This is a genomic window from Lentzea sokolovensis, from assembly GCF_033949975.1.
Taxonomy (GTDB): Bacteria; Actinomycetota; Actinomycetes; order Mycobacteriales; family Pseudonocardiaceae; genus Lentzea; species Lentzea sokolovensis.
In genome coordinates this window covers 798,270-825,027 of sequence record NZ_JAXAVU010000001.1, presented here as the reverse complement: position 1 = coordinate 825,027, position 26,758 = coordinate 798,270, and the positions used below count along the sequence as shown (strand labels likewise).

Here is a 26,758-nt window from a genome sequence, read left to right as displayed (position 1 = left end):
CGCTCGGACGCGAGGATTCCTGACAGGTCGCGTCTCGAGATGGGTTGAGGGATGGACAACGAACAGAAGCTCCGGGACTACCTCCGCCGGGCAAGCACGGACCTTCAGCGCACCAAGAGGCGCCTGCAGGACATCGAGGCTGCCGCGGCGGAACCGATCGCCGTGGTCGGCATCGGCTGTCGTTTCCCCGGTGGGGTGCGCGGTCCCGAAGATCTGTGGCGGATGGTCGTCAACGGAGAACACGGCATCCGTGCCTTCCCCGACGACCGCGGCTGGGATCCCGAGATGCTCGCCCTGTCGTCGAGCGACCAGGGCGGTTTCCTGGAGGGAGCGGGCGAGTTCGACGCCGACTTCTTCGGCATCTCCCCCCGCGAGGCCCTGGGCATGAACCCGCAGCAGCGCGTGCTGCTGGAGGTCACCTGGGAGGCCCTGGAACGCGCGGGCATCGACCCGCACGCGTTGAAGGGCACCTCTACGGCGGTCTTCGCGGGCGCGATGAACCAGGACTACCAGCTCGGCCCTGGTGAGGGCGGCGAGGGCATGGTCCTGCTCGGCTCCTCGAACTCGGTCATCTCGGGCCGCATCTCCTACACCCTCGGCTTCGTCGGCCCGTCCGTCACCCTGGACACGGCCTGCTCTTCTTCTTTGGTGGCAATGCACCTGGCGATGCAGTCCCTGCGCGCCGGTGAGTCCACTTTGGCCTTGGCCGGCGGCGTCACCGTCATGGCGAACCCGGCGACCTTCGTGGAGTTCTCCCGCCAGGGCGGCCTTTCTTCGGACGGCCGCTGCCGCTCGTTCGCCGACGCGGCCGACGGCACGGGCTGGTCCGAGGGGGTCGGCATGCTCGTGCTGGAGCGCCTCTCCGACGCACGCGCGAACGGCCACGAGGTCCTGGCCGTCCTGCGCGGTTCCGCCGTCAACCAGGACGGCGCCTCCAACGGCCTGACCGCCCCGAACGGCCCGTCGCAGCAGCGAGTCATCAAGTCCGCGCTGGTGAACGCCCGCCTGACCAGCGATCAGATCGACGTGGTCGAGGCACACGGCACCGGCACCGTCCTGGGCGACCCGGTGGAGGCCCAGGCGCTTCTGGCCACCTACGGCCGCAACCGCTCTCCCGAACAGCCTCTGCTGCTGGGCTCGGTGAAGTCGAACATCAGCCACACCCAGGCAGCGGCGGGCGTGGCCGGCGTGATCAAGATGATCATGGCGATGCGTGCCGGTGTCGTGCCGCAGACGCTGGGGGTGGACGCGCCGTCCACGCACGTCGACTGGGAGGCCGGTGCAGTTCGGCTGGTCACGTCGAACACGCCGTGGCCTTCGACCGGTCAGCCGCGTCGTGCGGCCGTGTCGTCGTTCGGCCTGTCCGGCACCAACGCGCACACGATCATCGAGGAAGCGCCTGTTCAGGAATTGTCAGACCTCCCTGAGATGATTGGGATGGGGGGTGGATCCCCCCAGGGGGCCGGTGAATCCGTATCGATTCCGAACGTGGGCGCCGTGCCGTTCCTGGTCTCGGGCCGCTCCCGTGAGGCGTTGCGCGCCCAAGCCGAGCGCCTCCTCGCCACCGACGCCGAGCCACTCGACCTCGCCTACTCCCTCGCCACCACCCGAGCCTCCTTCGACCACCGCGCCGCCATCATCGGCGACCTCCGCACCGGCCTCGAAGCCCTCCTCACCGGCACCCCCGCCCCTGGCCTGATCCAGGGCACCGCCACCCGCGCGAAACAGGCCTTCCTCTTCACCGGCCAGGGCGCCCAGCGCCTCGGCATGGGCCGCGACCTCCACGCCCGCTTCCCGGTCTTCGCGGAGGCCTTCGACGAGGTCCTCCAACACCTGGACCCGTACCTCAAGGCCGTCATCTGGGGCGACGACGAGGAAGCCCTCAACCGGACCGAGAACACCCAGCCCGCGCTGTTCGCCATCGAGGTCGCCCTCCACCGCCTCGCCGAGTCCTGGGGCCTGAAGCCGGACTTCGTCGCCGGCCACTCCATCGGCGAGATCGCCGCCGCCCACCTCGCCGGTGTGTTCAGCCTCGAAGACGCGGCCAAGCTGGTCCAGGCCCGCGCACGGCTCATGCAGAACCTCCCGGCCGGTGGCGTGATGATCGCCCTCCAGGCCACCGAGGACGAGGTCACCCCGCACCTGACCGCGAACGTCTCCATCGCCGCCATCAACGGCCCTACGAGCATCGTCATCGCGGGCACCGAAGCAGAAACCCGCGAAGTCGCCAAGCACTTCGAAGACCGCAAGACCAAGCAGCTGAGCGTCTCCCACGCGTTCCACTCACCGCTGATGGAGCCGATGCTCGACGAGTTCCGCGCAGCGATCGCGGACATCACCTTCGAAGCACCGATCATTCCGCTGATCTCCAACGTCACCGGCGAACAGGCCCGCGTCGAGCAGATCACCACCGCCGACTACTGGGTCTCCCACGTCCGCGAGGCCGTCCGGTTCGCCGACGGCGTCAGCTGGCTGAAAACCCACGGCGTCACCCAGTTCCTGGAGATCGGCCCCGACGGCGTCCTGTCCGCGCTGGTCGAAGAGGGCGCCATCCCGTTGCTGCGCAAGGGCCGCGACGAGATCGAGGCCATCACCACGGCGTTGGCGGGTCTGCACGTCCGCGGCGCCAAGGTCGACTGGAACGCCTACTTCGCCCACACCGACGCGAAGCGCGTCGACCTGCCGACGTACGCGTTCCAGGCCAAGCGCTACTGGCCCAAGGGCGGCGGCGGTTTCCACGACCCGCGCGCCGCCGGACTCGGCGCCGCACAACACCCGCTGCTCACCGCCACCGTCTCGTTCGCCGACCAGGACGGCGCGCTGCTCACCGGCCGCCTGACCCGGCAGACCCACCCGTGGCTGGTCGATCACGCCGTGCGCGGCGCGGTCCTGTTGCCCGGCACGGCCTACCTGGAACTGGCGATCCGCGCCGGTGACGAGGTCGGCTGCGACCGCGTCGAGGAACTGACGCTGACCGCGCCGCTGATCGTCCCCGAACGCGGCGGCGTCCAGGTGCAGCTGTGGATCGGCAATGCCGACGCGAACGGCCGCCGCACCGTCAAGATCTACTCGCGCGCGGAGGGTTCCGACGACGAACCGTGGACGCAGCACGCGATCGGCGTGCTCGGCGCGCCCGCACGTGAACTCTCCTTCGACACCACGGTGTGGCCGCCCGCCGGCACCACCGCGCTCGGCACCGAAGGCTGCTACGAGAACTTCGCCGCGATGGGCTTCGAGTACGGGCCCGTCTTCCAGGGACTGCGCCAAGCCTGGCGCGGCGAGGACGGCGTCGTCTACGCCGAGGTCGCGCTGCCCGAAGGCGTCGACCCGGCCGGGTTCGGCCTGCACCCGGCACTGCTGGACGCGGCCCTGCACGCCGCGATCATCTCCGGCGAGGGCGAGGCCGGGCTGCCGTTCTCGTGGGAGGGCGTGTCGCTGCACGCGACCGGGGCCTCCTCGCTGCGCGTCCGCCTGACCCGTTCCGGCGACAACGCCTACGCCATCGCCGCTGTCGATGGTGCCGGCGCACCGGTCGCGTCCGTCGACTCCCTGGTGGTGCGGCCGGTCGCGGTGCAGTCCTCCGCGGACCGCGACTCGCTGTTCAAGGTCGACTGGGTGCCGGTGACGGTGCCCGCGGCCGATGCGGACGCTGACGTCCTGATCGTTCCCCTGCAAGGGAATGAGGACGTCGTCGCATCGGTCCACGAACTGACGGAGCGCGTTCTCGGCCTTCTGCAGGAAGAGCGAGACGAACGCATCGTGTTCGTGACGAGCAGCTCGGACCTCGCGTCCGCCGCGGTCTGGGGCATGGTGCGTTCGGCGCAGTCCGAGTCGCCGGGCCGTTTCTCGTTGATCGAGCTGGACGGCACGGAAGCCTCCCAGGCCGCCCTCGCCGCGGCCGCCGGATCTGACGAGCCGCAGCTGGCGTTGCGCGACGGTGAGATCTACGCGCCGCGCCTGGCCCGCGCCGAGATCGAGGAAACGCCGATCGACTGGGGCCGGCAGGTCCTGATCACCGGCGGCACCGGCGGCCTGGGCAAGGTCATCGCACGGCACCTGGTCGCCGAACACGGCGTGCGCGACCTCGTGCTCGTCAGTCGTCGCGGCACGGGTGACGTGTCGGAGCTGGAAGCGTTGGGCGCCAACGTCTCCGTCGTCGCCTGCGACGTCGCGGACGCCGATGCGCTCGCCGCTCTCGTTGCCGAGCACGAGATCTCCTCGGTCGTGCACAGCGCGGGCGTGCTGGACGACGGCGTGATCTCGTCGCTGACCCCGGAGCGCCTGCACACGGTGCTGCGCCCCAAGGTCGACGCCGCCTGGAACCTCGCGCAGGCACTGCCTTCGGTGCCGCTGGTGCTGTTCTCGTCGCTCGCCGGCACCTGGGGCACACCCGGCCAGGCGAACTACGCCGCCGGCAACCACTTCCTCGACGCCCTGGCGGAGTTCCGCCCGAACACCGTCTCGCTGGCGTGGGGCGCCTGGGCCGTCGAGGGCATGCTGTCCGACGCGGACGCCGAACGCATGGCGCGCACCGGAATGCCGCCGCTGACCGTCGAGCAGGGCCTCAGCCTGTTCGACCGCGGTGTCGCCGCTCAGGCGCCGGTGCTGGTGCCGGCCCGCCTTGACCTGGCGACGCTGCGGCAGCGCGGCGAGGTGCCGCCGTTGCTGCGCGGCCTGATCCGCATGCGCACGCGCCGCGCGGCCTCGGGTTCGGAGACCGCGGACACGTTGATCCGCCGCCTGTCGGTGCTGGGCGCGGAGGAACGGTCGGACGCCGTGCTGGACCTGGTCCGCGGCCAGGTCGCGGCCGTGCTCGGCCACGCGTCCGGTGACGAGATCGAGCCGTCCCGCCAGTTCCAGGACCTGGGCTTCGACTCGCTGACCGCCGTCGAGCTGCGCAACCAGCTGACCGCGGTGACGGGCCTGCGCCTGCCCGCGACGATGGTGTTCGACTACCCGACGCCCGACGCGCTGTCCGCCCACCTGCTGGACGAGCTGTTCGCCGGCGACACGGACGTCGTTGTGCCGGAACAGGTACGTGCCGCGGCCTCGGACGACCCGATCGTGATCGTCGGCATGGGCTGCCGCTATCCGGACGGCATCGGCTCGGCCGACGACCTGTGGCGGATGGTGTCCGAGGGCGGCGACGCCGTGTCGGGCCTGCCGTCCAATCGCGGCTGGGACCTCGAGAACCTCTACCACCCCGACCCCGACCACCCCGGCACGACGTACTCGCGCTCCGGTGGCTTCCTGCACGACGCGGGGGAGTTCGACGCCGGGTTCTTCGGCATGTCCCCGCGTGAGGCTCTCGGCACGGACTCGCAGCAGCGCATCCTGCTCGAAGTCGTGTGGGAGGCGATCGAACACGCCGGAATCGACCCGGTCTCGTTGCGCGGCACGCAGACTGGCGTGTTCGCGGGCGTCATGTACAACGACTACGGCGCGCGTCTGGCCGGCGGTGACTTCGAGGGCTTCCAGGGCTCCGGCACCTCACCGTCCATTGTGTCTGGTCGCGTCTCCTACACCCTCGGCCTGGAAGGCCCCGCGGTCACCGTCGACACGGCGTGTTCGTCGTCGCTGGTCGCGATGCACTGGGCGATGCAGGCCCTGCGTGCGGGGGAGTGCTCCCTCGCGCTGGCCGGCGGCGTGACGGTCATGTCGACGCCGACCGCGCTGGTCGAGTTCTCCCGGCAGCGCGGCCTCTCGCCGGACGGCCGCTGCAAGGCGTTCTCCGACTCGGCCGACGGCGTCGGCTGGTCCGAAGGCGCCGGTGTCGTTGTGCTGGAACGACTTTCCGATGCCGTGCGCAACGGACACCCCGTACTTGCTGTTGTGCGAGGCTCGGCCGTGAACCAGGACGGCGCCTCGAACGGCCTGATGGCCCCGAACGGGCCCGCTCAGCAGCGTGTGATCCGTGCCGCGCTGGCGAACGCCGGCCTGGCGACGTCCGATGTGGACGTCGTCGAGGCGCACGGCACCGGTACCACCCTGGGCGACCCGATCGAGGCGCAGGCCCTGCTGGCCACCTACGGCCAGAACCGCACGGAACCCCTGCTGCTCGGCTCGGTGAAGTCGAACATGGGCCACACGCAGGCCGCCGCGGGTGTGGCCGGCGTGATCAAGATGGTGCAGGCGATGCGCCACGGCGTGCTGCCGCAGACCCTCCACGTCACCACGGCCTCCTCGCACGTCGACTGGACCGAAGGTTCCGTCGAACTGCTGACCTCCTCGCGTTCGTGGCCTTCCGTGGAACGCCCACGCCGTGCCGGTGTCTCGTCGTTCGGCATCTCGGGCACCAACGCGCACGTCATCATCGAGCAGCCGCCGGCTGCTGAGGCCACGCCGTCCGAGCCTTCCTCGGATGTCGTGCCGGTGGTGTTGTCCGGCCGCACTCGCCGTGCCGTGCGAGGACAGGCCGCGCGCCTGCGTTCCTACGTCGAGTCGTCTGACGTTTCGTTGCACGACTTGGCTTTCTCGCTGGCGACGACGCGTTCGGCGTTCGAGCAGCGGGCCGCTGTGGTGGCTTCCGATCGTGAGTCGCTGCTGCGGGCATTGGGCGCGCTGGCGACGGAGAACCCCGACGCCGCCGTGGTCGAGGGCGAGGTCGTGCCGGGCAAGGTGGCGTTCCTGTTCTCCGGACAGGGATCGCAGCGCCTGGGCATGGGCCGTGAGCTCTACGCCCGTTACCCGGTGTTCGCCGCCGCTCTGGACGAGGTGCTCGACCGGCTTCCCGTTCGTGACGTGATGTGGGGGTCTTCTGAGGAGGACCTGCGGCAGACCGGCAACGCCCAGCTCGCGCTGTTCGCCTTCGAGGTCGCGCTGTTCCGGCTCGTGCGGTCGTGGGGCGTGAAGGTCAACGCCGTGGTCGGTCACTCGATCGGCGAGGTCGCCGCCGCGCACGTCGCCGGTGTGCTGTCGCTGGACGACGCCTGCACCCTCGTGTCGGCCCGCGCCCGCCTGATGCAGGCGTTGCCGACCGGTGGCGCGATGGTGGCGCTTCAGGCGACGGAAGCCGAGATCGCCCCGCTGCTGACGTCCGGTGTCTCGATCGCCGCGATCAACGGCCCGGAGTCCGTGACGATCGCCGGCGTGGACGACGAGGTTCGTGGGATCGTTGAACGATTCGACGATCGCAAGTCCAAGTGGCTCGACGTCTCGCACGCCTTCCACTCGCCGCTGATGGAGCCGATGCTCGACGAGTTCCGTCAGGTCGTCGAGGGGCTTTCGTTCAACAATCCGACGATCCCCCTGTTCACTCGTGGGATTGTTGAACAATCCGACTACTGGGTGCGCCACGTCCGCGAGGCCGTCCGATTCCACGACGCGGTCGAGGCGGCCCGCGCCGCCGGGGTGACGACGTTCGTGGAGATCGGTCCCGAGGGTGCGTTGTCGGCGCTCGTCGACGGCGCGATCCCGGTGCTGCGCAAGGACCGTTCGGAAGAGGCGTCGGTCGCGCTGGCCCTGGGCCGCCTGTACGCGTCGGGCGTGTCCGTGGACTGGAAGACCTTCTTCGGCCCGGCGCAACGCGTGGCGCTGCCGACCTACGCGTTCCAGCACGAGTACTACTGGCCGCTCGGCTCCACCGCTCCGGCCGTGTCCGACACGGACGCGGATCCGGCTGACGCCAAGCTGTGGGCGGCCATCGACCGCGGCGACGCCCGTGAGCTCGCGGCCCTGCTGAGGCTCGGCGAGGAGCAGAGCGCGTCGCTGGACTCCCTGATCCCGGCGTTGTCGTCGTGGCGCGCGGGCAACCAGGAGAAGTCGCAGCTCGATTCGTGGCGCTACCGCGTGCTGTGGGCACCGGTCCGCGTCACGGGCACGCCGGTCCTGTCCGGTCACATCGCCGTGCTGACGACCCCGGCCGTCGACGCCGAGCCCTACCGCGCCGTTCTCGCCGCGCACGGCGCCGAGGTCACGGTCGTCACTTCGATCGACGACGTGCCCGAGTGCGATCTGATCGTGTCGCTGGTGGCGCTGGACGAGTCGCCCGCGGACGTCCTCACGACCGGCCTGGAGCAGTCGATCCTGCTGGTCAAGTCCGTCGGGACGCCGATCTGGACGGTGACGTCCGGCGCGGTCGCCGCCGAGACCTCCGACGAGGTGCGGTCCGCCGCGCAGGCCGCGGTCTGGGGCTTCGGCCGTGCCGCCGCCCTCGAACTCCCGCAGCGCTGGGCCGGTCTGATCGACATGCCCGCGGCGCCCGACGAGAACGCGTTGCGCCGCTTCGTGTCCTGCGTCGCCGGACTCGACGGTGAGGACCAGTTGGCGGTCCGCTCGTCCGGTGTCCTGGGACGCCGGCTCGCGCACCGCCCGGTCGACGCGCTGCCGTCCGACTACACCGCGCACGGCACCGTGCTGATCACCGGCGGCACCGGTGGGCTCGGCGCCACGACCGCGAAGTGGCTGGCGGAGCGCGGCGTTCAGAACCTCGTGCTCACGTCCCGTCGTGGCATGGACGCTCCCGGCGCCGCCGAACTCAAGGCCGCGCTGGAGGAACTCGGACCACACGTGTCCATTGTGGCCTGTGACGTCGCTGACCGCGACGCCCTGGCCGCCGTCATCAACGACATCGTGGATCTGTCCGGTGTCGTGCACACCGCCGGTGCCGCGCAGCACGCCCCGCTCGAACTGACCGAGTTGCCGGACTTCGCGAACGTGTTGTCCGCCAAGGTGATCGGTGCCGCGAACCTCGACGCGCTGGTCGGCGAGGTCGACTTCTTCGTGCTGTTCGGCTCGATCGCCGGCGTGTGGGGCAGTGGCGGCCAGGCCGCCTACGGTGCCGCGAACGCCTACTGCGACGCGCTCGCCGAAGCCCGCCGGGCCCGTGGTCTGCGCGCGACGTCGATCGCCTGGGGCCCGTGGGCCGAGGTCGGCATGGCCACGCACGAGGCCATGTCCGACAACCTGGCGCGCCGCGGCCTCACGTTCCTGAAGCCCGACCAGGCCGTCGTGGAACTGAACCGCGCCGTGATGCACGACGACACCTGCGTCACCGTCGTGGACATCAACTGGGACACCTACCACCCGCTGTTCACGTCGGTCCGGCCGTCGCCGCTGCTGTCCGACCTGCCCGAGGTCAAGGCACTCGCTGTCGTCGAGGAGGTCAAGCGCGACGACTCGGAGTTCGCGAAGAACCTCCGCTCACTGTCCGAAGAGGACCAGAAGCGCAAGCTCGTCGAACTCGTGCGCGCCGAGGCCGCCGCGACCCTCGGCCACAGCTCGGTCGAGGAAGTGGGGGAGAACCGGGCGTTCCGCGACATCGGCTTCGACTCGCTGACCGCCGTCGAGCTGCGCAAGAAGCTGTCCGACGCCACCGGTCTGCCGTTGCCCGCGACCCTCGTCTTCGACTACCCGACCCCGCTCGTGCTCGCCGACCACCTGCTGGCCGAACTCCTCGGCTCGGCGGAGGAGGCGCTGACCTACACGGCGAACGTCGACTCTGACGAGCCGATCGCGATCGTCGGCATGAGCTGCCGCTTCCCCGGAGACGCGAACACTCCGGAGGCGTTCTGGGAGATGGTGCTCGCCGGCACCGACGCGATCACCGAGTTCCCGGCGGACCGCGGCTTCGACATGGCGCAGATGTACGACCCGGACCCGGACCGCCCCGGCACCACCTACACCACCGCCGGCGGCTACCTGCCGGACGCGGGCGACTTCGACCCGGCGTTCTTCGGCATCTCGCCGCGCGAGGCCACCGGCATGGACCCGCAGCAGCGTCTCCTGCTCGAAACCACCTGGGAGGCCGTCGAACGCGCGGGCATCGACCCGGCGGCGTTGCGCGGCAAGAAGGTCGGCGCGTTCATCGGCTCCTCCTACATCGAGTACGGCGGCGGTGACGGCGGTTCCGAGGGCTACCAGGTCACCGGCAGTTCGCCGTCGGTGCTGTCGGGCCGCGTCGCCTACGTGTTCGGCTTCGAGGGCCCGGCCGTCACCGTCGACACCGCCTGCTCTTCCTCTTTGGTGGCAATGCACCTGGCGTGCCAGTCGCTCCGCACGGGCGAGTCGGCGTTCGCCGTCGCCGGTGGCGCGACGATCATGCCGAATCCGAAGCCGCTGATCGCGTTCTCCCGCCAGCGCGCCCTCGCCAAGGACGGCCGCTGCAAGTCGTTCTCCGACACCGCGGACGGCATGACCCTGTCCGAGGGCATCGGCATGCTCCTGCTGATGCGCCAGTCCGACGCTCTCGCCGCCGGACACCGCGTCCTGGCCGTGATCCGCGGTTCGGCCGTGAACCAGGACGGCGCCTCCAACGGCCTGTCCGCCCCGAACGGCCCGTCGCAGCAGCGCGTCATCATGCAGGCGCTCGCCAACTCCGGCGTGACCACAGCCGACATCGATGCTCTGGACGCGCACGGCACCGGCACGTCCCTGGGCGACCCGATCGAGGCCCAGGCCCTGTTCAACACCTACGGCCGCGACCGCGACGCCGACCGCCCGCTGCTCCTGGGCTCGGTGAAGTCGAACATCGGCCACACCCAGTCCGCCGCCGGCGTCGCGTCCGTCATCAAGATGGTCATGGCCCTGCGGCACGGCGTCCTGCCCCGCACACTGCACGCCGCCGAGCCGTCCACGCACGTCGACTGGAGCCCCGGCACCATCTCGCTGCTGCAGGACACCACGGCATGGCCCGAGACCGGCCGCGCCCGCCGCTGCGCCGTCTCGTCGTTCGGCATCTCCGGCACGAACGCCCACGTGATCTTGGAGCAGGTGGCGACCGCTCAGGAATTGTCAGACCTCCCTGAGATGATTGGGATGGGGGGTGGATCCCCCCAGGGGGCCGGCCAATCGGAATCGATTCCGCCGAACGGAGCAGCGCCCCGGCTGACCGGAGCGGCACCGTGGCTCGTGTCGGCCAAGTCGGATTCCGCCCTGCGCGCCCAGCTCGAAGGCATCCGCGCGGTCGACGCCGACCCGGCCGACATCGCGTACAGCCTGAGCCTGCGCCCCAACTTCGACCACCGAGCCGTCCTGATCGACGGCACCGACACCAGGGGCATCGCCGACCTGGAGCGCAAGGTCGCATTCATCTTCCCCGGCCAGGGCTCACAGTGGGTCGGCATGGGCGCGCAACTCCTCGACGAGTCGCCGATCTTCGCCGCCCGCATGGCCGAGTGCGCCGCCGCACTGCAGCCCCACATCGACTGGAACCTCCTCGACGTCATCCGCAACGCGGGCAGCCTCGACCGCGTCGACGTCGTCCAGCCCGCGAGCTGGGCGATGATGGTGTCGCTCGCCGAGCTCTGGAAGCACCACGGCGTCACCCCGGACGCCGTCATCGGCCACTCCCAGGGCGAGATCGCCGCGGCAGCGGTCAGCGGGGCCCTGAGCCTCGAAGACGCCGCCAAGGTCGTCGCCCTGCGCAGCCAGGCCATCGGCCGCGTCATGTCGGGCCGCGGCAGCATCGTGTCCATCGGCCTCTCGGCAGCGGAAGTCCAGCCACACCTCGAAGAATGGGGCGACCGCCTCAGCCTCGCCGCCACCAACGGCCCGCACAGCGTCGCCGTCTCGGGTGACCTGGAGGCACTGGACGCGTTCTGCGGCAAGCTGGTCGAACAGGGCGTGCGGGTCCGCCGCATCGAGGTCGACTACGCCTCCCACTCGGCCCAGGTCGAGGACATCCGCGAGGACGTCCTCCGCGACCTCGCGACGATCACCCCGCTCACCCCGCACACGAAGTTCTTCTCCACGGTCACCGGCGAGTGGAACGACGCGAACACCGACGCCGAGTACTGGTTCACGAACCTCCGCCAGACCGTGCACCTCCACGAAGCCGTCGAGCAGCTGATCGGCACAGGACACCAGATGTTCGTGGAGGTCAGCTCGCACCCGGTGCTCACGCCGGGCGTTCAGGACGCGCTCGAAGGCAAGCGCGGCGTCGTCACCGGCACGCTGCGCCGCGACATCGGCGGCCTGCAGCGCGTCCTGCAGTCACTGGCCGAGGTCTGGGTCCGCGGCTACCCCGTCAAGTGGCACCTCGACGGCACCCGAGTCGACCTGCCCACCTACCCGTTCCAGCACGAACGCTTCTGGATCGGCCCGCCGCAGCACCCCGTCGCGGCACCCGACTCGGACCCGGCCGACTCCGCGTTCTGGCAGGCCGTCGAACAGTCCGACCTCGCCACCCTCACTCAGAGCCTGCACCTCGACGAGGCCACCCTCGCCGCCGTCCTGCCCGCCCTGAACACCTGGCGTCAGAGCAGCCGCGACCAGTCCACAACGGACTCGTGGCGTTACCGCACGACGTGGAAGCCGTTGCGCGGACTCGACAACGGCAAGATCACCGGCACCACGACCGTCATCACCACCGACGCCATCGACGACGCCGACGTGATCACCGCACTCGGCGACGTGCGCCGCGTCGTCCTCGACGCGGACGACGACCGCGCCTCGATCGCGGCCAAGCTCGGCGAGACGGACCGTCTCGTCTCGTTGCTGCCCACCGACGAACGCCCCGGAACCCTCGGCCTGCCCACAGGTCTGCTGCTGACCGTCCACCTGATCAACGCGCTCGGCGACGCCGGGATCAACGCACCGGTCTGGAACATCTCCCGCAGCGCCCTCTCGACCGGCCGCTCCGACACCGTCGACCACCCGGCGCAGGTGCAGGCGATCGGCATCGGCTGGACCGCCGCGCTGGAGCACCCGCAGCGCTGGGGCGGCTCCGTCGACCTGCCGGAGCAGCTCGACCAGCGTGCGGCGCAACGGTTCGTCTCGGCACTGGTCAACGCCGGCGACGAGGACCAGCTCGCGATCCGCCCGTCCGGCACGCTCGCCCGCCGCGTCGTCCGCGCCCCGTCCAAGCCGACCGAGAGCGACTGGACCCCGCGCGGCACCACGATCATCACCGGCGGCACCGGAACCCTCGGCCCGCACGTCGCGAGGTTCTTCGCGCACAAGGGCGCCGAGCACCTGGTCCTGACCAGCCGCCGTGGCCTCGACGCCCCCGGCGCCCGCGAACTCGTCGCGGAGCTGGAAGAACTCGGCACGCCCACCACGGTCGTGTCCTGCGACATCGCCCAGCGCGACGACGTCGAACGCATGCTGAACGACCTGCGCGCGGAAGGCCGCGAGATCCGCTCGGTCATCCACACCGCCGCGGTGATCGGCCTGCACTCCATCGACGGAGCCACTGTGGAGGGTCTGAGCGAGATCCTCGCCGCCAAGGTCGACGGCGCCGCCCACCTGGACGCGCTGCTGACCGAGGACCTCGACGCGTTCGTGCTGTTCTCGTCCATCTCCGGCATGTGGGGCTCGGGCAACCACGCGTCCTATGTGGCCGGTAACGCCTACCTGAACTCGTTGGCCGCCAACCGCCGCGCACGTGGTCTGCGATGCACCTCGGTCTCGTGGGGCATCTGGTCCGACGACATCGGCCTCGGCCGCGTCGACACCGACCAGATCCGCCGCAGCGGCCTGGAGTTCATGAAGGCACGCTTGGCATTGGCCGGTCTGCAGCGCGCGATCGAGGACGACGAGACCGAGATCGCCATCGCGAACATCGCGTGGGACCGCTACCACCCGGTCTTCACGGCGATGCGCCCGAGCACGCTCTTCGAAGAACTGCCGGAGGTGCGCGCGCTCGCCGTCGCCGCCGAGCAGGCCACGAGCTCGGACAACGACTTCGCGGCCAAGCTCAGGACCCTGCCGCCCGCCGAACGCGAGCAGCAGCTGCTGGAACTCGTCCGCGCCGAAGCCGCGTCCGTGCTGGGCATGGCCTCGACCGACGCGCTGACCGAGCACCGGGCGTTCCGCGAGGTCGGCTTCGACTCGATCACCGCCGTCGACCTGCGCAACAAACTCGCCGCCGCAACGGGCCTGACCCTCCCGACGACGATGGTGTTCGACCACCCGAGTCCACTCGCGCTGACCGAGTTCCTGCTCGGCGAACTCCTCGGCGCCGACACCCCGTCCACCGCACCGGTGATCGCCTCCGCCGCGTCCGACGAGCCGATCGCGATCATCGGCATGGCCTGCCGCTACCCCGGAGGCGTCGCCACACCGGAAGACCTGTGGAACGTCGTGATGAACGGCGTCGACGCGATCTCCGGCTTCCCCGCCGACCGAGGCTGGGACGGCGACTCCCTCTACAACCCCGACCCGGACGCCCCCGGCGGCGCCTACTCGGTGCAGGGCGGCTTCCTGCACGACGTCGCGGACTTCGACCCCGGCTTCTTCGGCATCAGCCCGCGCGAGGCCCTGTCGATGGACCCGCAGCAACGCCTCCTGCTCGAAACCGCGTGGGAGTCCATCGAACGCGCCGGCATCGACCCGCAGTCGCTCAAGGGAACCCTGACCGGCGCCTTCATCGGCGCCTCCTACCAGGACTACTCGGCGGGCAGCACCGACCAGCCCGGCGACGAAGGCCACATGATCACCGGCACGCTCTCCAGCGTGCTGTCCGGCCGCGTCTCCTACCTGTTCGGCCTCGAAGGCCCCGCCGTCACCCTCGACACCGCCTGCTCTTCCTCTTTGGTGGCACTGCACCTGGCCTGCCAGTCACTGCGCGACGGCGAGTCGTCTCTGGCGCTGGCCGGTGGTGTCTCGGTGATGGCGACGCCCGGTGCGTTCGTCGGCTTCTCCAGGCAGCGCGCGCTGGCTCGCGATGGCCGCTGCAAGGCCTACTCCGACGCCGCCGACGGCATGACCCTCGCCGAGGGCGTGGGCCTGGTGCTGCTGGAGCGGGTCTCCGACGCCGTCCGCAACGGCCACCGCATCCTGGCGGTGGTGCGCGGCTCCGCGGTGAACCAGGACGGCGCCTCCAACGGCCTCACCGCCCCGAACGGCCCGTCACAGCAACGAGTCATCCGCCAGGCCCTGGCCAACGCGCGCCTCGAACCGTCCGAAGTGGACGCGGTCGACGGCCACGGCACCGGCACCGCCCTGGGCGACCCGATCGAAGCCCAGGCGCTGCTCGCCACCTACGGCCAGAACCGCGCGCAACCGCTCCTGCTCGGCTCCATGAAGTCGAACATCGGCCACACCCAGATGGCCTCGGGCGTCGCGTCCATCATCAAGATGGTGCTCGCGCTGCGGGCAGGCGTGCTGCCGCGCACCCTGCACGTCGACCAGCCCTCGACGAAGGTCGACTGGTCCTCGGGCTCCATCAAGCTCCTCGCCACCGAGGAGTCGTGGCCGCAGACCGGCCACCCGAAGCGCGCCGGCGTCTCGTCGTTCGGCCTCTCCGGCACGAACGCCCACGTGGTGCTCGAAGAAGCCCCAGCTCAGGCGACCCAGCCGGAATTGTCAGACCTCCCTGAGATGATTGGGATGGGGGGTGTTTCCCCCCAGGGGGCCGGCCAATCGGAATCGATTCCGCCGAACGGAGCAGTGCCGGTCCTGCTGTCGGCGCGCGCGGACGAGGCCCTCAAACAGGTCGCCGGTCGCCTCATCGGCATCGACGAGGACCTCGCAGACCTGGCGGCCTCGCTCGCCACCAAGCGGTCCACGTTCGAGCGGCGCGCCGTCGTCATCGCGAGCGACCGCGACGAACTGGTCCGCGGCCTGACGGCCTTGCGCGACGACCAGCCTGACAAAGCTGTCGTGCGCGGCCAGACCACGCGCGGCCGCACGGCGTTCCTGTTCACCGGTCAGGGCTCGCAGCACCTCGGCATGGGCCGTGAGCTGTACGAGCGCTACCCCGTGTTCGCCGACACCCTCGACGTCGTCTGCGCCTACCTGGACGCCGACCTCGACCGCCCGCTGCGTGACGTGATGTGGGGCGACGACGAGAACGAGCTCAACCAGACCGGCTACGCCCAGCCCGCGATCTTCGCCGTCGAGGTCGCCCTCTACCGGCTCGTCGAGTCGTGGGGCGTCACCCCGGACTACCTGGCCGGCCACTCCATCGGCGAGATCGCCGCCGCGCACGTCGCGGGCGTCCTCAACCTGGACGACGCGTGCGCGCTGATCTCCGCCCGTGCCCGTCTCATGCAGGCGTTGCCGACCGGCGGCGCGATGATCGCCGTCCAGGCGACGGAAAGCGACATCACGCCGCTACTCACCGAGCGCGTCTCGATCGCCGCCGTCAACGGGCCGACCAGCATCGTGATCGCCGGCGACGAGGCCGAAGCCGAGGCGATCGCGGGCCGGTTCGAGAAGACCAAGCGGCTCAAGGTCAGCCACGCGTTCCACTCGCCGCTGATGGAGCCGATGCTCGACGAGTTCCGTGCCGTCGTCGACGGGCTTTCGTTCAACAATCCGACGATCCCGTTGTTGACTGGTGGGATTGTTCAACAATCCGACCACTGGGTCCGGCACGTCCGCGACGCCGTCCGGTTCGCCGACGTCGTCACGCAGCTGGAAACGAAGGGCGTGCGGGCGTTCCTGGAGCTCGGCCCGGACGGCGTGCTCACCGGCATGGCCCAGGAGTCGCTCACCGAAGAGGCGGTGCTCGTCCCCGCGCTGCGCCGCGACCGCGATGAGGTCGTCACGCTGCTGACCGCGCTCGCGGGCCTGCACGTGCGCGGCACGACCGTCGACTGGTCCGCGTACTTCGCGGGCGCCACGGCCGAGGTCGAGCTGCCGACGTACCCGTTCCAGCACCAGCGGTTCTGGCCGGAGCCCGTCACCGCGACCGCCGCCGAAGGAGACTTCGTCGACGACGACTTCTGGGCGGCCGTCGAACGCGAGGACTTCACCGCACTGGCGCAGTGGCGTTCGCGCAAGCAGAAGTCCACGGTGGACTCGTGGCGTTACGCGGTCACGTGGAAGCCGATCACGACGTCCACGACCCTCACCGGTCCATGGCTCGTCATCACCGACCACGACGCGTCCGAACTGATCGAGGCACTGGGCGTCGAGACGGTCACAGTCAACGCCACCACAAGAACAGAACTCGCCGAACAGGTCCGCGGCGACTACGCCGGCGTGCTGTCGCTGCTGGCGATCAACGCCGACGCCGAGGACGCGCTCGTCCGCACTTCCGTTGTCGTACAGGCACTCGGCGACGCCGGACAGAACGCACCATTGTGGGTGGCGACGCGCGGCGCGGTGTCGGTCGGCGGCGGCGAGCAGATCGCGAACCCGGACAGCGCCACGGTCTGGGGCCTCGGCCGCGTCATCGCGCTGGAACACCCGAAGCGCTGGGGCGGCCTGATCGACCTGCCCGCACAGCTCGACTGGAACACCGCGCGCCGCATCCCCGGCGTGCTGGCAGGCACGGGCGAGGACCAGGTCGCGGTGCGGCCGTCCGGCGTCTACGGCCGCCGGCTCGTCCACAGCACCCCGAGCGCGCTGCACCGCGACTACCGGCCGGGCCGCGTGCTCGTCACCGGCGGCACGGGAGCGATCGGCAAACAGGTCGCGCGGTGGCTGCTCGACCACGACGCCGAGCAGGTCGTCCTCGTCAGCCGCACCGGAACCGCGGACTTCGACGACCCGCGCGTGATCGTCAGGGCCTGCGACGTCGCCGACCGCGACGCACTGCAAGCACTCCTCGCCGAGCATCCGGTCACGTCCGTCTTCCACGCGGCGGGAGTCGTCGAGGACGGCCTCGTCGAGTCGATGGACGCCACGTCGTTCACGAACCTGTTGCGCGCCAAGGTCCACGCGACCCGTAACCTGCACGAGCTCACGGAGAACCTCGACGCCTTCGTGCTGTTCGCGTCGACCGCGGGCGTCATCGGCGGCGCGGGCCAGGGCAACTACGCCGCGGCCAACGCCTTCCTCGACACGTTCGCCGAACACCGCCGCTTGCAAGGACTTCCGGCCACCTCGGTGGCGTGGGGACCGTGGGGCGGGGCCGGCATGGCGGTCGCGGGCGGCGTCGCGGAACGCCTGAAGCGCGGCGGGTTCACGCCAATGGAGCCCACCCTCGCGTTGCAGGCACTCCAACAGGCCGTCGAACACGGCGACGCGGCCGTGCTGGTCGCCGAGATCGACTGGGAACGGTTCCTGCCCGCCCTCGCCGGTCTGCGTCCGGCGCCGCTGGTCGGCGACCTGCCCGAGGTCAAGCGCTTCCACACCACGGAGAAGGTCGTCGAGAACGAGCAGCCGCAGTTCCGCAAGGCACTGGCGGGCCTGTCGAAGGCCGAACGCAACCGCGCCGTGCTGGACCTGGTACGCGGCCAGATCGCCGCGGTTCTGGGCCACGGCAACGCCTCCGACGTCGACCCGGACCGCGCGTTCCTCGACCTCGGCTTCGATTCCCTGACAACGCTGGAACTCCGCAACCGCCTGCAGGTCGCGACCGAACTGACGCTGCCCGCGTCGCTGCTCTACGACTACCCGACCCCCTACGACCTGGCGGACTTCCTGCTGGGCGAGGTCGGCGACGTGCCCGCCGAAGTGATCACGCAGCGCGTCGACGACGACCCGATCGCGATCGTCGGCATCGGCTGCCGCTTCCCCAGCGGAGTGACGTCCCCGGAAGCGTTCTGGGACCTGGTCTCTTCCGGCGGCGACGGCATCAGCTCGTTCCCGGCCGACCGCGGCTGGGACCTGGCCGCGCTGGGCGCCGGTGCGTCGGCGTCCCTGGAAGCCGGTTTCCTGAGCGGTGTAGCGGACTTCGACGCGCACTTCTTCGGCATCTCGCCACGGGAAGCGCTCGCGATGGACCCGCAGCAACGCCTGGTGCTGGAAACCGCCTGGGAAGCACTGGAACGGACCGGCATCGACCCGCTGTCGTTGAAGGGCAGCGCGACCGGCGTGTTCGTCGGCACGAACGGCCAGGACTACGAGAACGTCCTGCGGCGCTCGCTCGACCCGGACATCCAGGGCTACCTCGCCACCGGCAACACGGCGTCGGTGATGTCCGGCCGCCTGTCCTACGTCCTCGGACTCGAAGGACCCGCAGTCACCATCGACACGGCCTGCTCGTCGTCGTTGGTCGCCATGCACTGGGCGATGCGCGCGCTCCGCTCAGGTGAGTGCTCTCTCGCGCTCGCCGGCGGTGTCAGCGTCATGTCGAGTCCTGACTCGTTCGTCGAGTTCACCACCCAGGGCGGACTCGCGCCGGACGGTCGCTGCAAGGCCTTCGCCGACGGAGCCGACGGCACGGCGTGGTCCGAGGGCGCGGGCATTCTCGTGCTGGAACGCCTGTCGGACGCCATCGCCGCCGGTCATGAGGTTCTGGCCATCGTGCGCGGCTCGGCCGTCAACTCCGATGGCGCCTCCAACGGCCTCACCGCCCCGAACGGCCCCTCACAGCAGCGCGTCATCCGCCGCGCTCTCGCGGACGCCGGTCTGTCCGTGAGCGACATCGACGCCGTAGAAGCGCACGGAACCGGCACGACCCTGGGCGACCCGATCGAAGCGCAGGCGCTCCTCGCAACGTTCGCCGACCGCTCCGAGCCGCTCTACCTGGGCTCGGTGAAGTCGAACATCGGCCACTCGCAGGCGGCGGCGGGCGTCGCGGGCGTCATCAAGATGGTCGAGGCGATGCGCCACGGCGTGCTGCCCCGCACGCTCCACGTCGACGCACCGACCTCGCACGTCGACTGGACGTCGGGCCCGGTGTCACTCCTCACGGAGAACACGGCGTGGCCTTCCGCCGGCCGCCCGCGTCGCGCCGGAATCTCGGCGTTCGGCCTCTCCGGCACCAACGCCCACGTGATCTTGGAAGCGCCGGCCGCGGGGATCCCCCCAATTTCCAGCGTACCTGCCGAAAACGCAGGTCAGGGCGGCGCGCAGGAATCTGTGGACAACTCCGTGCCTGTGGACAACTCGGCAGTTGTCGATCTTGCCGGCCCGGAGTCGCCGGCCTCTCGTGCGACGATTGGAGTGGGGACTTCGCGTCCCCCCAAGGGGGCCCCCGTCGTTGTCTCGGCGAAGTCCTCCGATGCGCTGCGCGCTCAGATCGATCGGTTCCGCGGGGTCGAGGCCGATGAGCTCGACCTGGCGTTCTCGGCCGCGACGACGCGGGCGCAGTTCGCGCACCGTGCGTTGCTGATCGACGGTGTCGAAGTCACGAGCGGTGTGGCGCGCAAGGCAGGCACGACGGCGTTCCTGTTCACCGGCCAGGGCTCGCAGCGCCTCGGCATGGGGCGTGAGCTCTACGAGCGGTTCGACACTTTCCGGCAGGCCCTCGACGAGGTGCTCGCCCACCTCGACCCGAACCTCAGGAACATCATCTGGGGCGAGGACGAGGAGCAGCTCAACCAGACCGGCACCACGCAGCCCGCGCTGTTCGCGATCGAGGTCGCGCTCGCCCGGCTCGTCCAGAGCCTCGGCGTCCTGCCCGACCACGTCGCCGGCCACTCCATCGGCGAGATCGCCGCCGCGCACATCGCCGGCGTGCTGACACTCGAAGACGCCGCGAAGCTCGTCACCGCCCGCGCCGCGCTCATGCAGGCGCTTCCGGCCGGCGGCGCGATGGTCTCCGTTCTCGCCACCGAAGCCGAGGTGCGCAAACAACTCGGCAAGTCCAAGAAGGTGTCGATCGCCGCGGTCAACGGCCCGAACAGCGTCGTCATCGCCGGTGACAAGGCCCAAGTCCAGAAGATCGCCAAGAAGTTCGAGAAGACCAAGCAGCTCACCGTCAGCCACGCGTTCCACTCGCCGCTGATGGACCCGATGCTGGACGACTTCCGCGCGGCGATCACAGGCATCACGTTCACGCCGCCGCGCATCCCGATGGCCACCACCGGCGACGTCACGACCGTCGACTACTGGGTGAACCACGTCCGCGACACGGTCCGCTTCCACGACAACGTCCAGAGCCTGAGCAACGTCGACACGTTCGTGGAGATCGGCCCGGACGGCGTGCTCGCCGCGATGGTCGACGGAGCCGTTGCCACGCAACGCAAGGACCGCGACGAGGTCAGCGCGTTCGCTCTCGCTCTCGGCACGCTGCACGTCCGCGGCGCCGAAGTCGACTGGTCGCAGTACTTCGCCGGCACGACCGCGAAACGCATCCCGTTGCCCACCTACGCGTTCCAGCGCGAACGCTTCTGGCCCACCACGACGCCGAAGTCCGTCACCGACGACTGGCTGTACGAGGTCGTGTGGGAGCAGCAGCAGGTCAGGACCACGACCGCAGGCACCTGGCTCGCGATCGGAGACACCACGGGCTTCGAGGGCGACACCGTCACGGAACTCGTGCCCGGTGACTACGCCGGCGTGATCGCGACGGGCAGCACCAGCCCGTTCGAGATCCTGAACACGCTGGCCGACAACGACATCACAGCCCCGCTGTGGTGTGTCAGCGACGAACCCGCTGTCTGGGGCGAAGGCCGCGTCGCCGCGCTGGAACAGCCGGAACGCTGGGGTGGCCTGATCCGCGTCGACACCGACACGTGGGCGATTCCTTTGCAGGAAAAGGAAGTTGCCTTCCACGACGAAGGCGCTTTCGTGCCACGCCTGCGCCGCATCGAAGCCACCACCCCGTGGATGCCGACCGGCAAGATTCTGCTCGTCGGCGCGGAAGGCCCGATGGGCGAACAGCTCAGGGCGTTGGAGAACACCACCGACACCCTCACCGACGACGTCACCGCGGTGATCCACCTCGGCGGCGCCGACTCCCTGAGGCAGCTCGACGAGCAGCTGGGCGACCGGGACCTGGAAGCGTTCGTGGTCTTCGGTTCCGTCGCCGGGACCTGGGGTTTCCGCGGCCAGGCCCAGCAGGCCGCGCACAGCGCGATCGTCGAGGAGTTCGCGCGGCACAGGAAGGCCCGTGGTCTCAAGGCGACGTCCATCGCGTACTCGCCGTGGGAAGGCACGACCGACCGGAGCATGACCGCGCATCTGCGGATGAGCGGCATCCCAGTCCTCGACGCCCCGAACGCCATCGCGGCGCTGCACAGCGCGGTCGCGAGTGGACGGACGAACGTCGTCGTCGCGAACGTCGACTGGAGCACGTTCCAGCAGCCCAACAAGCTGTTCAGCGGGTTCGTGCAGGAGAAGACGGTCGTCGAGCCGGTTCTCAAGCAGGTGATCGAGCGGCTGCCCGAGTACGAACGGCACGGCACCCTGCTGACCCTCGTCCGCGAGAAGGCGGCGTTGGTCCTCGGCCACAACGGGACCGACGCGATCGAGCCGGACGTGCCGTTCCGCGACCTCGGTTTCGACTCGCTCACCGCCGTCGACCTGCGCAACCAGATCCAGACAGAATCAGGTCTGCAGCTCAGCGCCGCGCTCGTGTTCGACTATCCGACACCGAACGAGCTCGCCGAGCATCTCCTCACCGAACTCCTCGGCGGCGCGGAGGAAGTCGAGTTCGTCGCCAGGACCCTGACCGACGACCCGATCGCGATCGTCGGCATGGCCTGCCGTTACCCGGGTGACGTGCGGTCGCCGGAAGACCTGTGGAAGTTGCTGCTCGACGGCGTCGACGCGATCGGGGAGTTCCCCGCCGACCGAGGCTGGGACCTCGCCACCCTCTACAGTGGACAGAGCGTCACGCGCAGCGGCGGTTTCCTCTACGACGTGCCGAACTTCGACCCGGACTTCTTCTCGATCTCGCCGCGCGAGGCGATGGTCATGGACCCGCAGCAGCGCATCGTGCTCGAAACCGCCTGGGAGGCACTGGAACGAGCGGGCGTCGACCCGGCCACGATCCGCGGCAGCGTCACCGGTGTGTTCGTCGGTGGTGGCAGCGGTGAGTACCGGCCGTCGCCCGAGGAGACCGGCCTGGAGTGGCAGACCGCGCAGTCCGCGTCGCTGCTGTCCGGCCGGCTCGCCTACACGTTCGGCCTGCAGGGCCCGACGGTCTCGGTCGACACCGCGTGCTCGTCGTCGCTGGTCTCGCTGCACCTCGCGGCCCAGGCGCTGCGCACGGGGGAGTGCGAGATGGCGCTGGCCGGCGGTGTGTGCGTGATGTCGACGCCGGTCGGGTTCATCGAGTTCAGCGCCCAGGGCGCGCTGTCGGAGGACGGCCGCTGCAAGGCGTTCTCCGACAACGCCGACGGCACGGGCTGGGCCGAGGGCGTCGGCATGCTGGTGCTGGAGCGGCTGTCGGATGCTCAGCGGAACGGCCACGAGGTGCTCGCCGTCGTGCGCGGTTCGGCGATCAACTCCGACGGCGCGTCGAACGGCCTGACCGCCCCGTCCGGACCGGCCCAGCAACGGGTCATCCGGCAGGCGCTGGCCGCGTCGGGACTGCGTCCGTCCGATGTGGACGCGGTCGAGGCGCACGGCACCGGCACGAAGCTCGGCGACCCGATCGAGGCGCAGGCGCTGATCGGCGTCTACGGGCAGGACCGGTCGGCACCGCTGTTGCTCGGTGCGGTGAAGTCGAACATCGGCCACACGCAGGCGGCGTCCGGTGCGGCGGGCGTGATCAAGATGGTGATGGCGATGCGGGCGGGCGAGCTGCCTCGCACCCTGCACGCCGAGACGCCTTCGTCGCACGTCGACTGGACCGCCGGCGCGGTGCGGCTGCTGCAGGAACGCACGGCGTGGCCTGCTGTTGACCGCGCGCGGCGCGCCGCCGTTTCGTCGTTCGGGGCGAGTGGCACCAACGCGCACGTGATCTTGGAAGCGCCGGGAGCGTCGGGGATCCCCCCAATTTCCAGCGTACCGGACGAAGGTGCTGGTCAAGGGGCCGCTCAGCGATCTGTGGACAACTTCGACCTGGTGCCGGTGCTCGTCTCCGGGCGGACGTCGCCGGCCCTGCGCGACCAGGCCGCGCGCTTGCTCGACGTGGACGCCGACCTGCTCGACATCGCCCGCTCGGCGGCCACCACGCGCGCCTCGTTCGACCAGCGCGCGGTGGTACTGGCGAGCAGCCGTGAGGAGCTGACCGGCGCGCTGGCCGCGCTGGCGTCCGACGTGCGCAACCCCCTGGTCGTCCGCGGCGAGGTGGCGCGCTCCGGCAAACTCGCGTTCCTGTTCGCCGGGCAGGGCTCGCAGCGTCTCGGCATGGGCCGGGAGTTGCACGCCAGATTCCCGGTGTTCGCGGCGGCGTTCGACGAGGTCCTGAGCCACCTCGCCCCCGGCCTGAAGGACGTCGTCTGGGGCGACGACCAGGACGCCCTCAACCTCACCGGCACCACGCAGCCCGCGCTGTTCGCCGTCGAGATCGCGCTGTTCCGCCTCGCCGAGTCGTGGGGCCTCAGGCCGGACTTCCTGGCGGGCCACTCGATCGGCGAGATCGCGGCCGCCCACGTCGCCGGGGTGCTCAGCCTCGAAGACGCGGCGAAGCTCGTGACCGTGCGGTCGGCGCTGATGCAGGCGCTGCCCGAGGGCGGAGCGATGGTCGCGGTCCAGGCCAGTGAGGACGTCGTTCTGCCGCACCTCACCGACGGCGTCGTGATCGCGGCGGTCAACGGCCCCGAGTCGGTCGTGATCGCCGGACCGGAAGATGCCGTCGTCGCCATCTCGGAACGCTGGAGGGCCAAGCGTTTGCGCGTCTCGCACGCCTTCCACTCGCCGCTGATGGACCCGATGCTGGACGAGTTCCGGTCCACTGTGGAGTCGCTGACGTTCCAGCAGCCGCGGATTCCCGTGGTGGCGGAAGGCGATGTGACCGACCCCGAGTACTGGGTGCGGCACGTGCGGGAAGCGGTCCGGTTCGCGGACAACGTCAGGACCCTCACCGGACGCGGCGTCACCACGTTCGTCGAGCTCGGCCCGGACGCCACGCTGTCCGGCCTGGTCGAAGGAATCCCGCTGCTGCGCAAGGACCGCGACGAGGAGCAGTCGATCGTCGGCGCGCTCGCCCGCCTGCACACCCGCGGCATGAAGGTCGACTGGGCCGGGTTCTTCGGCACCCAGGGCCGCAAGATCACGCTGCCGACCTACGCGTTCCAGCACCAGCGGTTCTGGCCGTCGACCATGGTCGGCTCCGCGAAGCCCGCCGCCTCGGCGAGAGACGACACGGCGTTCTGGGCCGCGGTCGAGGGCGAGGACTTCGGGTCGCTGCAGAACGTCCTGAGCGTCGACACCGACGCGTTGTCGCAGGTGCTGCCCGCGCTGCTCGACTGGCGCAAGCAGCGCACCGACCACGCGCTCGTCGACAGCTGGCGGCACCGGATCACCTGGAAGGCGTTGGACGCCACCAGGTCCGGTGAGCTGACCGGCACGTGGCTCGCGGTGACGACGGGTTCCGACGAGTGGAGTGACGCGGTCATCGACTCGCTCGGCGTGAGCGTGCTGCGGGTCGACGTCAGCGCCCCGGACCGCGAGGCCATCGCGGACGAACTGCGCTCGCTGGGCACGTCGTTCACCGGTGTGTTGTCGCTGCTCGGACGCGCGGAAGCCGGTGACGGCAGCGCGCCCGCCGGCGTGCTGCTGACCGCCGCGCTGATCCAGGCACTCGGCGATGCGGGCATCAACGCGCCGCTGTGGTGCGCGACCCGTGACGGAGCCGCCGTCAACGGAACGGCTCTTGAGGACCTGACGCAGGCCGCGATTCACGGCCTCGGCCGGGTCGTCACTCTGGAACACCTCGAACGCTGGGGCGGCCTGGTCGACCTGCCCTCCGTCATCGACGACAGGGTCGCGAACGGGCTCACGTCCGTCCTTTCCGGACTCGACGGCGAGGATCAGGTCGCGGTGCGGGCCAACGGCTTGTTCGGCCGGCGACTGGTCGCCGCACCGGCACCTGTGCCGGCACAGGAGTGGCAGCCACGCGGCACGGTCCTGATCACCGGCGGCACCGGTGCGCTCGGCGGCCACGTCGCCCGGATGCTCGCCCAGAACGGCGCCGAGCACCTGGTTCTGGTCAGCCGCAGCGGGGTGAACGCGCCGGGTGCGGACGAGTTGCGTTCGGAACTCGTCGGCCTGGGCGTCGACGTCACGATCGCCGCGTGCGACGTGTCCGACCGGAAGTCGTTGCAGGCAGTGCTTTCCGCGCTCCCGCAGCCGTTGACGGGTGTCGTGCACACCGCCGGCATCATCGACGACGGCGTGCTGGACAAGATGACGCCGGAGCGGTTCGAGGCGGTGTTCCGCAGCAAGGTCACCTCGGCACTGCTGCTGGACGAACTGACGGCTGACCTCGACGCGTTCGTGCTGTTCTCCTCCGCGTCGTCGTCGGTCGGCAGCCCCGGCCAGTCGAACTACGCGGCGGCCAACGCGATGCTCGACGCGCTGGCGGATCGCCGGCGAGGCCAGGGTCTCGCGGCGACGTCGATCGCGTGGGGTGCGTGGGGTGGCGGCGGCATGGCCGACACCGAGGACGCGCTGGCCAACGCCAAACGCGCCGGTATCGCCTCGATGGACCCGGTGCTGGCGTGTGTCGCTCTGCGTCAGCTCGTCGGCGAGGGACTGGCGACGGCGGTCGTGGCGGCGGTCGACAAGGGCAGGTTCTCCGGTGGGTTCAGGCCGAACCCGCTGCTGCGCGAGCTCGCCACCGAGGCCGCGGTCGAGGCTCCGGTCGCGGAGGGCGCGTTCCGCGAGAAGCTGCTGGCGTTGCCCGTGGCGAAGCGGCACGACGAGGTGCTGGAGCTGGTGCGGACACGGGCTGCAGAGGTGCTCGGGCAGGCCGACGTCGATGCCGTGCGCCCCGACCGGCCGTTCCGCGACCTCGGGTTCGACTCTCTCGCGGTGGTGGAGCTGCGCAACCAGCTCAACGCCGCCACGGGCCTGGCGCTGGCGTCGACGCTGGTGTTCGACCACCCGTCACCGGAGGAGCTCGCGACGCACGTGCTGACCGAGCTGATCCCGGACGCCGCTGCGGTGGACACGGAGGAGTCGGAGATCCGCGGCCTGCTGGCACGGGTGCCGCTCGCCCAGTTGCGCGAGATCGGCGTGCTGGAGCCGTTGATGCAGCTCATCGGCAAGGGAACGGCTCAGTCTGACGAGGACATCGACGAGATGAGCGTCGACGACCTCATTCAGGCCGCGCTGGACGGCCACACCGACTGATCCGGCCGCC

The 26,758-nt window shown here is 70.4% G+C and carries 1 protein-coding gene; it reads left to right on the top strand.

Features of this window, described 5'->3' with window-relative positions; genetic code table 11:
* Positions 1–51: 51 nt before the first annotated feature.
* Positions 52–26,748, top strand: coding sequence for a type I polyketide synthase (locus SK854_RS03380; RefSeq protein ID WP_319973449.1), 26,697 nt, complete (start codon positions 52–54; stop codon positions 26,746–26,748).
* Positions 26,749–26,758: the final 10 nt, after the last annotated feature.

Excerpts from the sequence above, each read along its gene's own strand:
- SK854_RS03380 (WP_319973449.1), top strand. The coding sequence starts at position 52 with ATGGACAACGAACAGAAGCTCCGGGACTACCTCCGCCGGGCAAGCACG.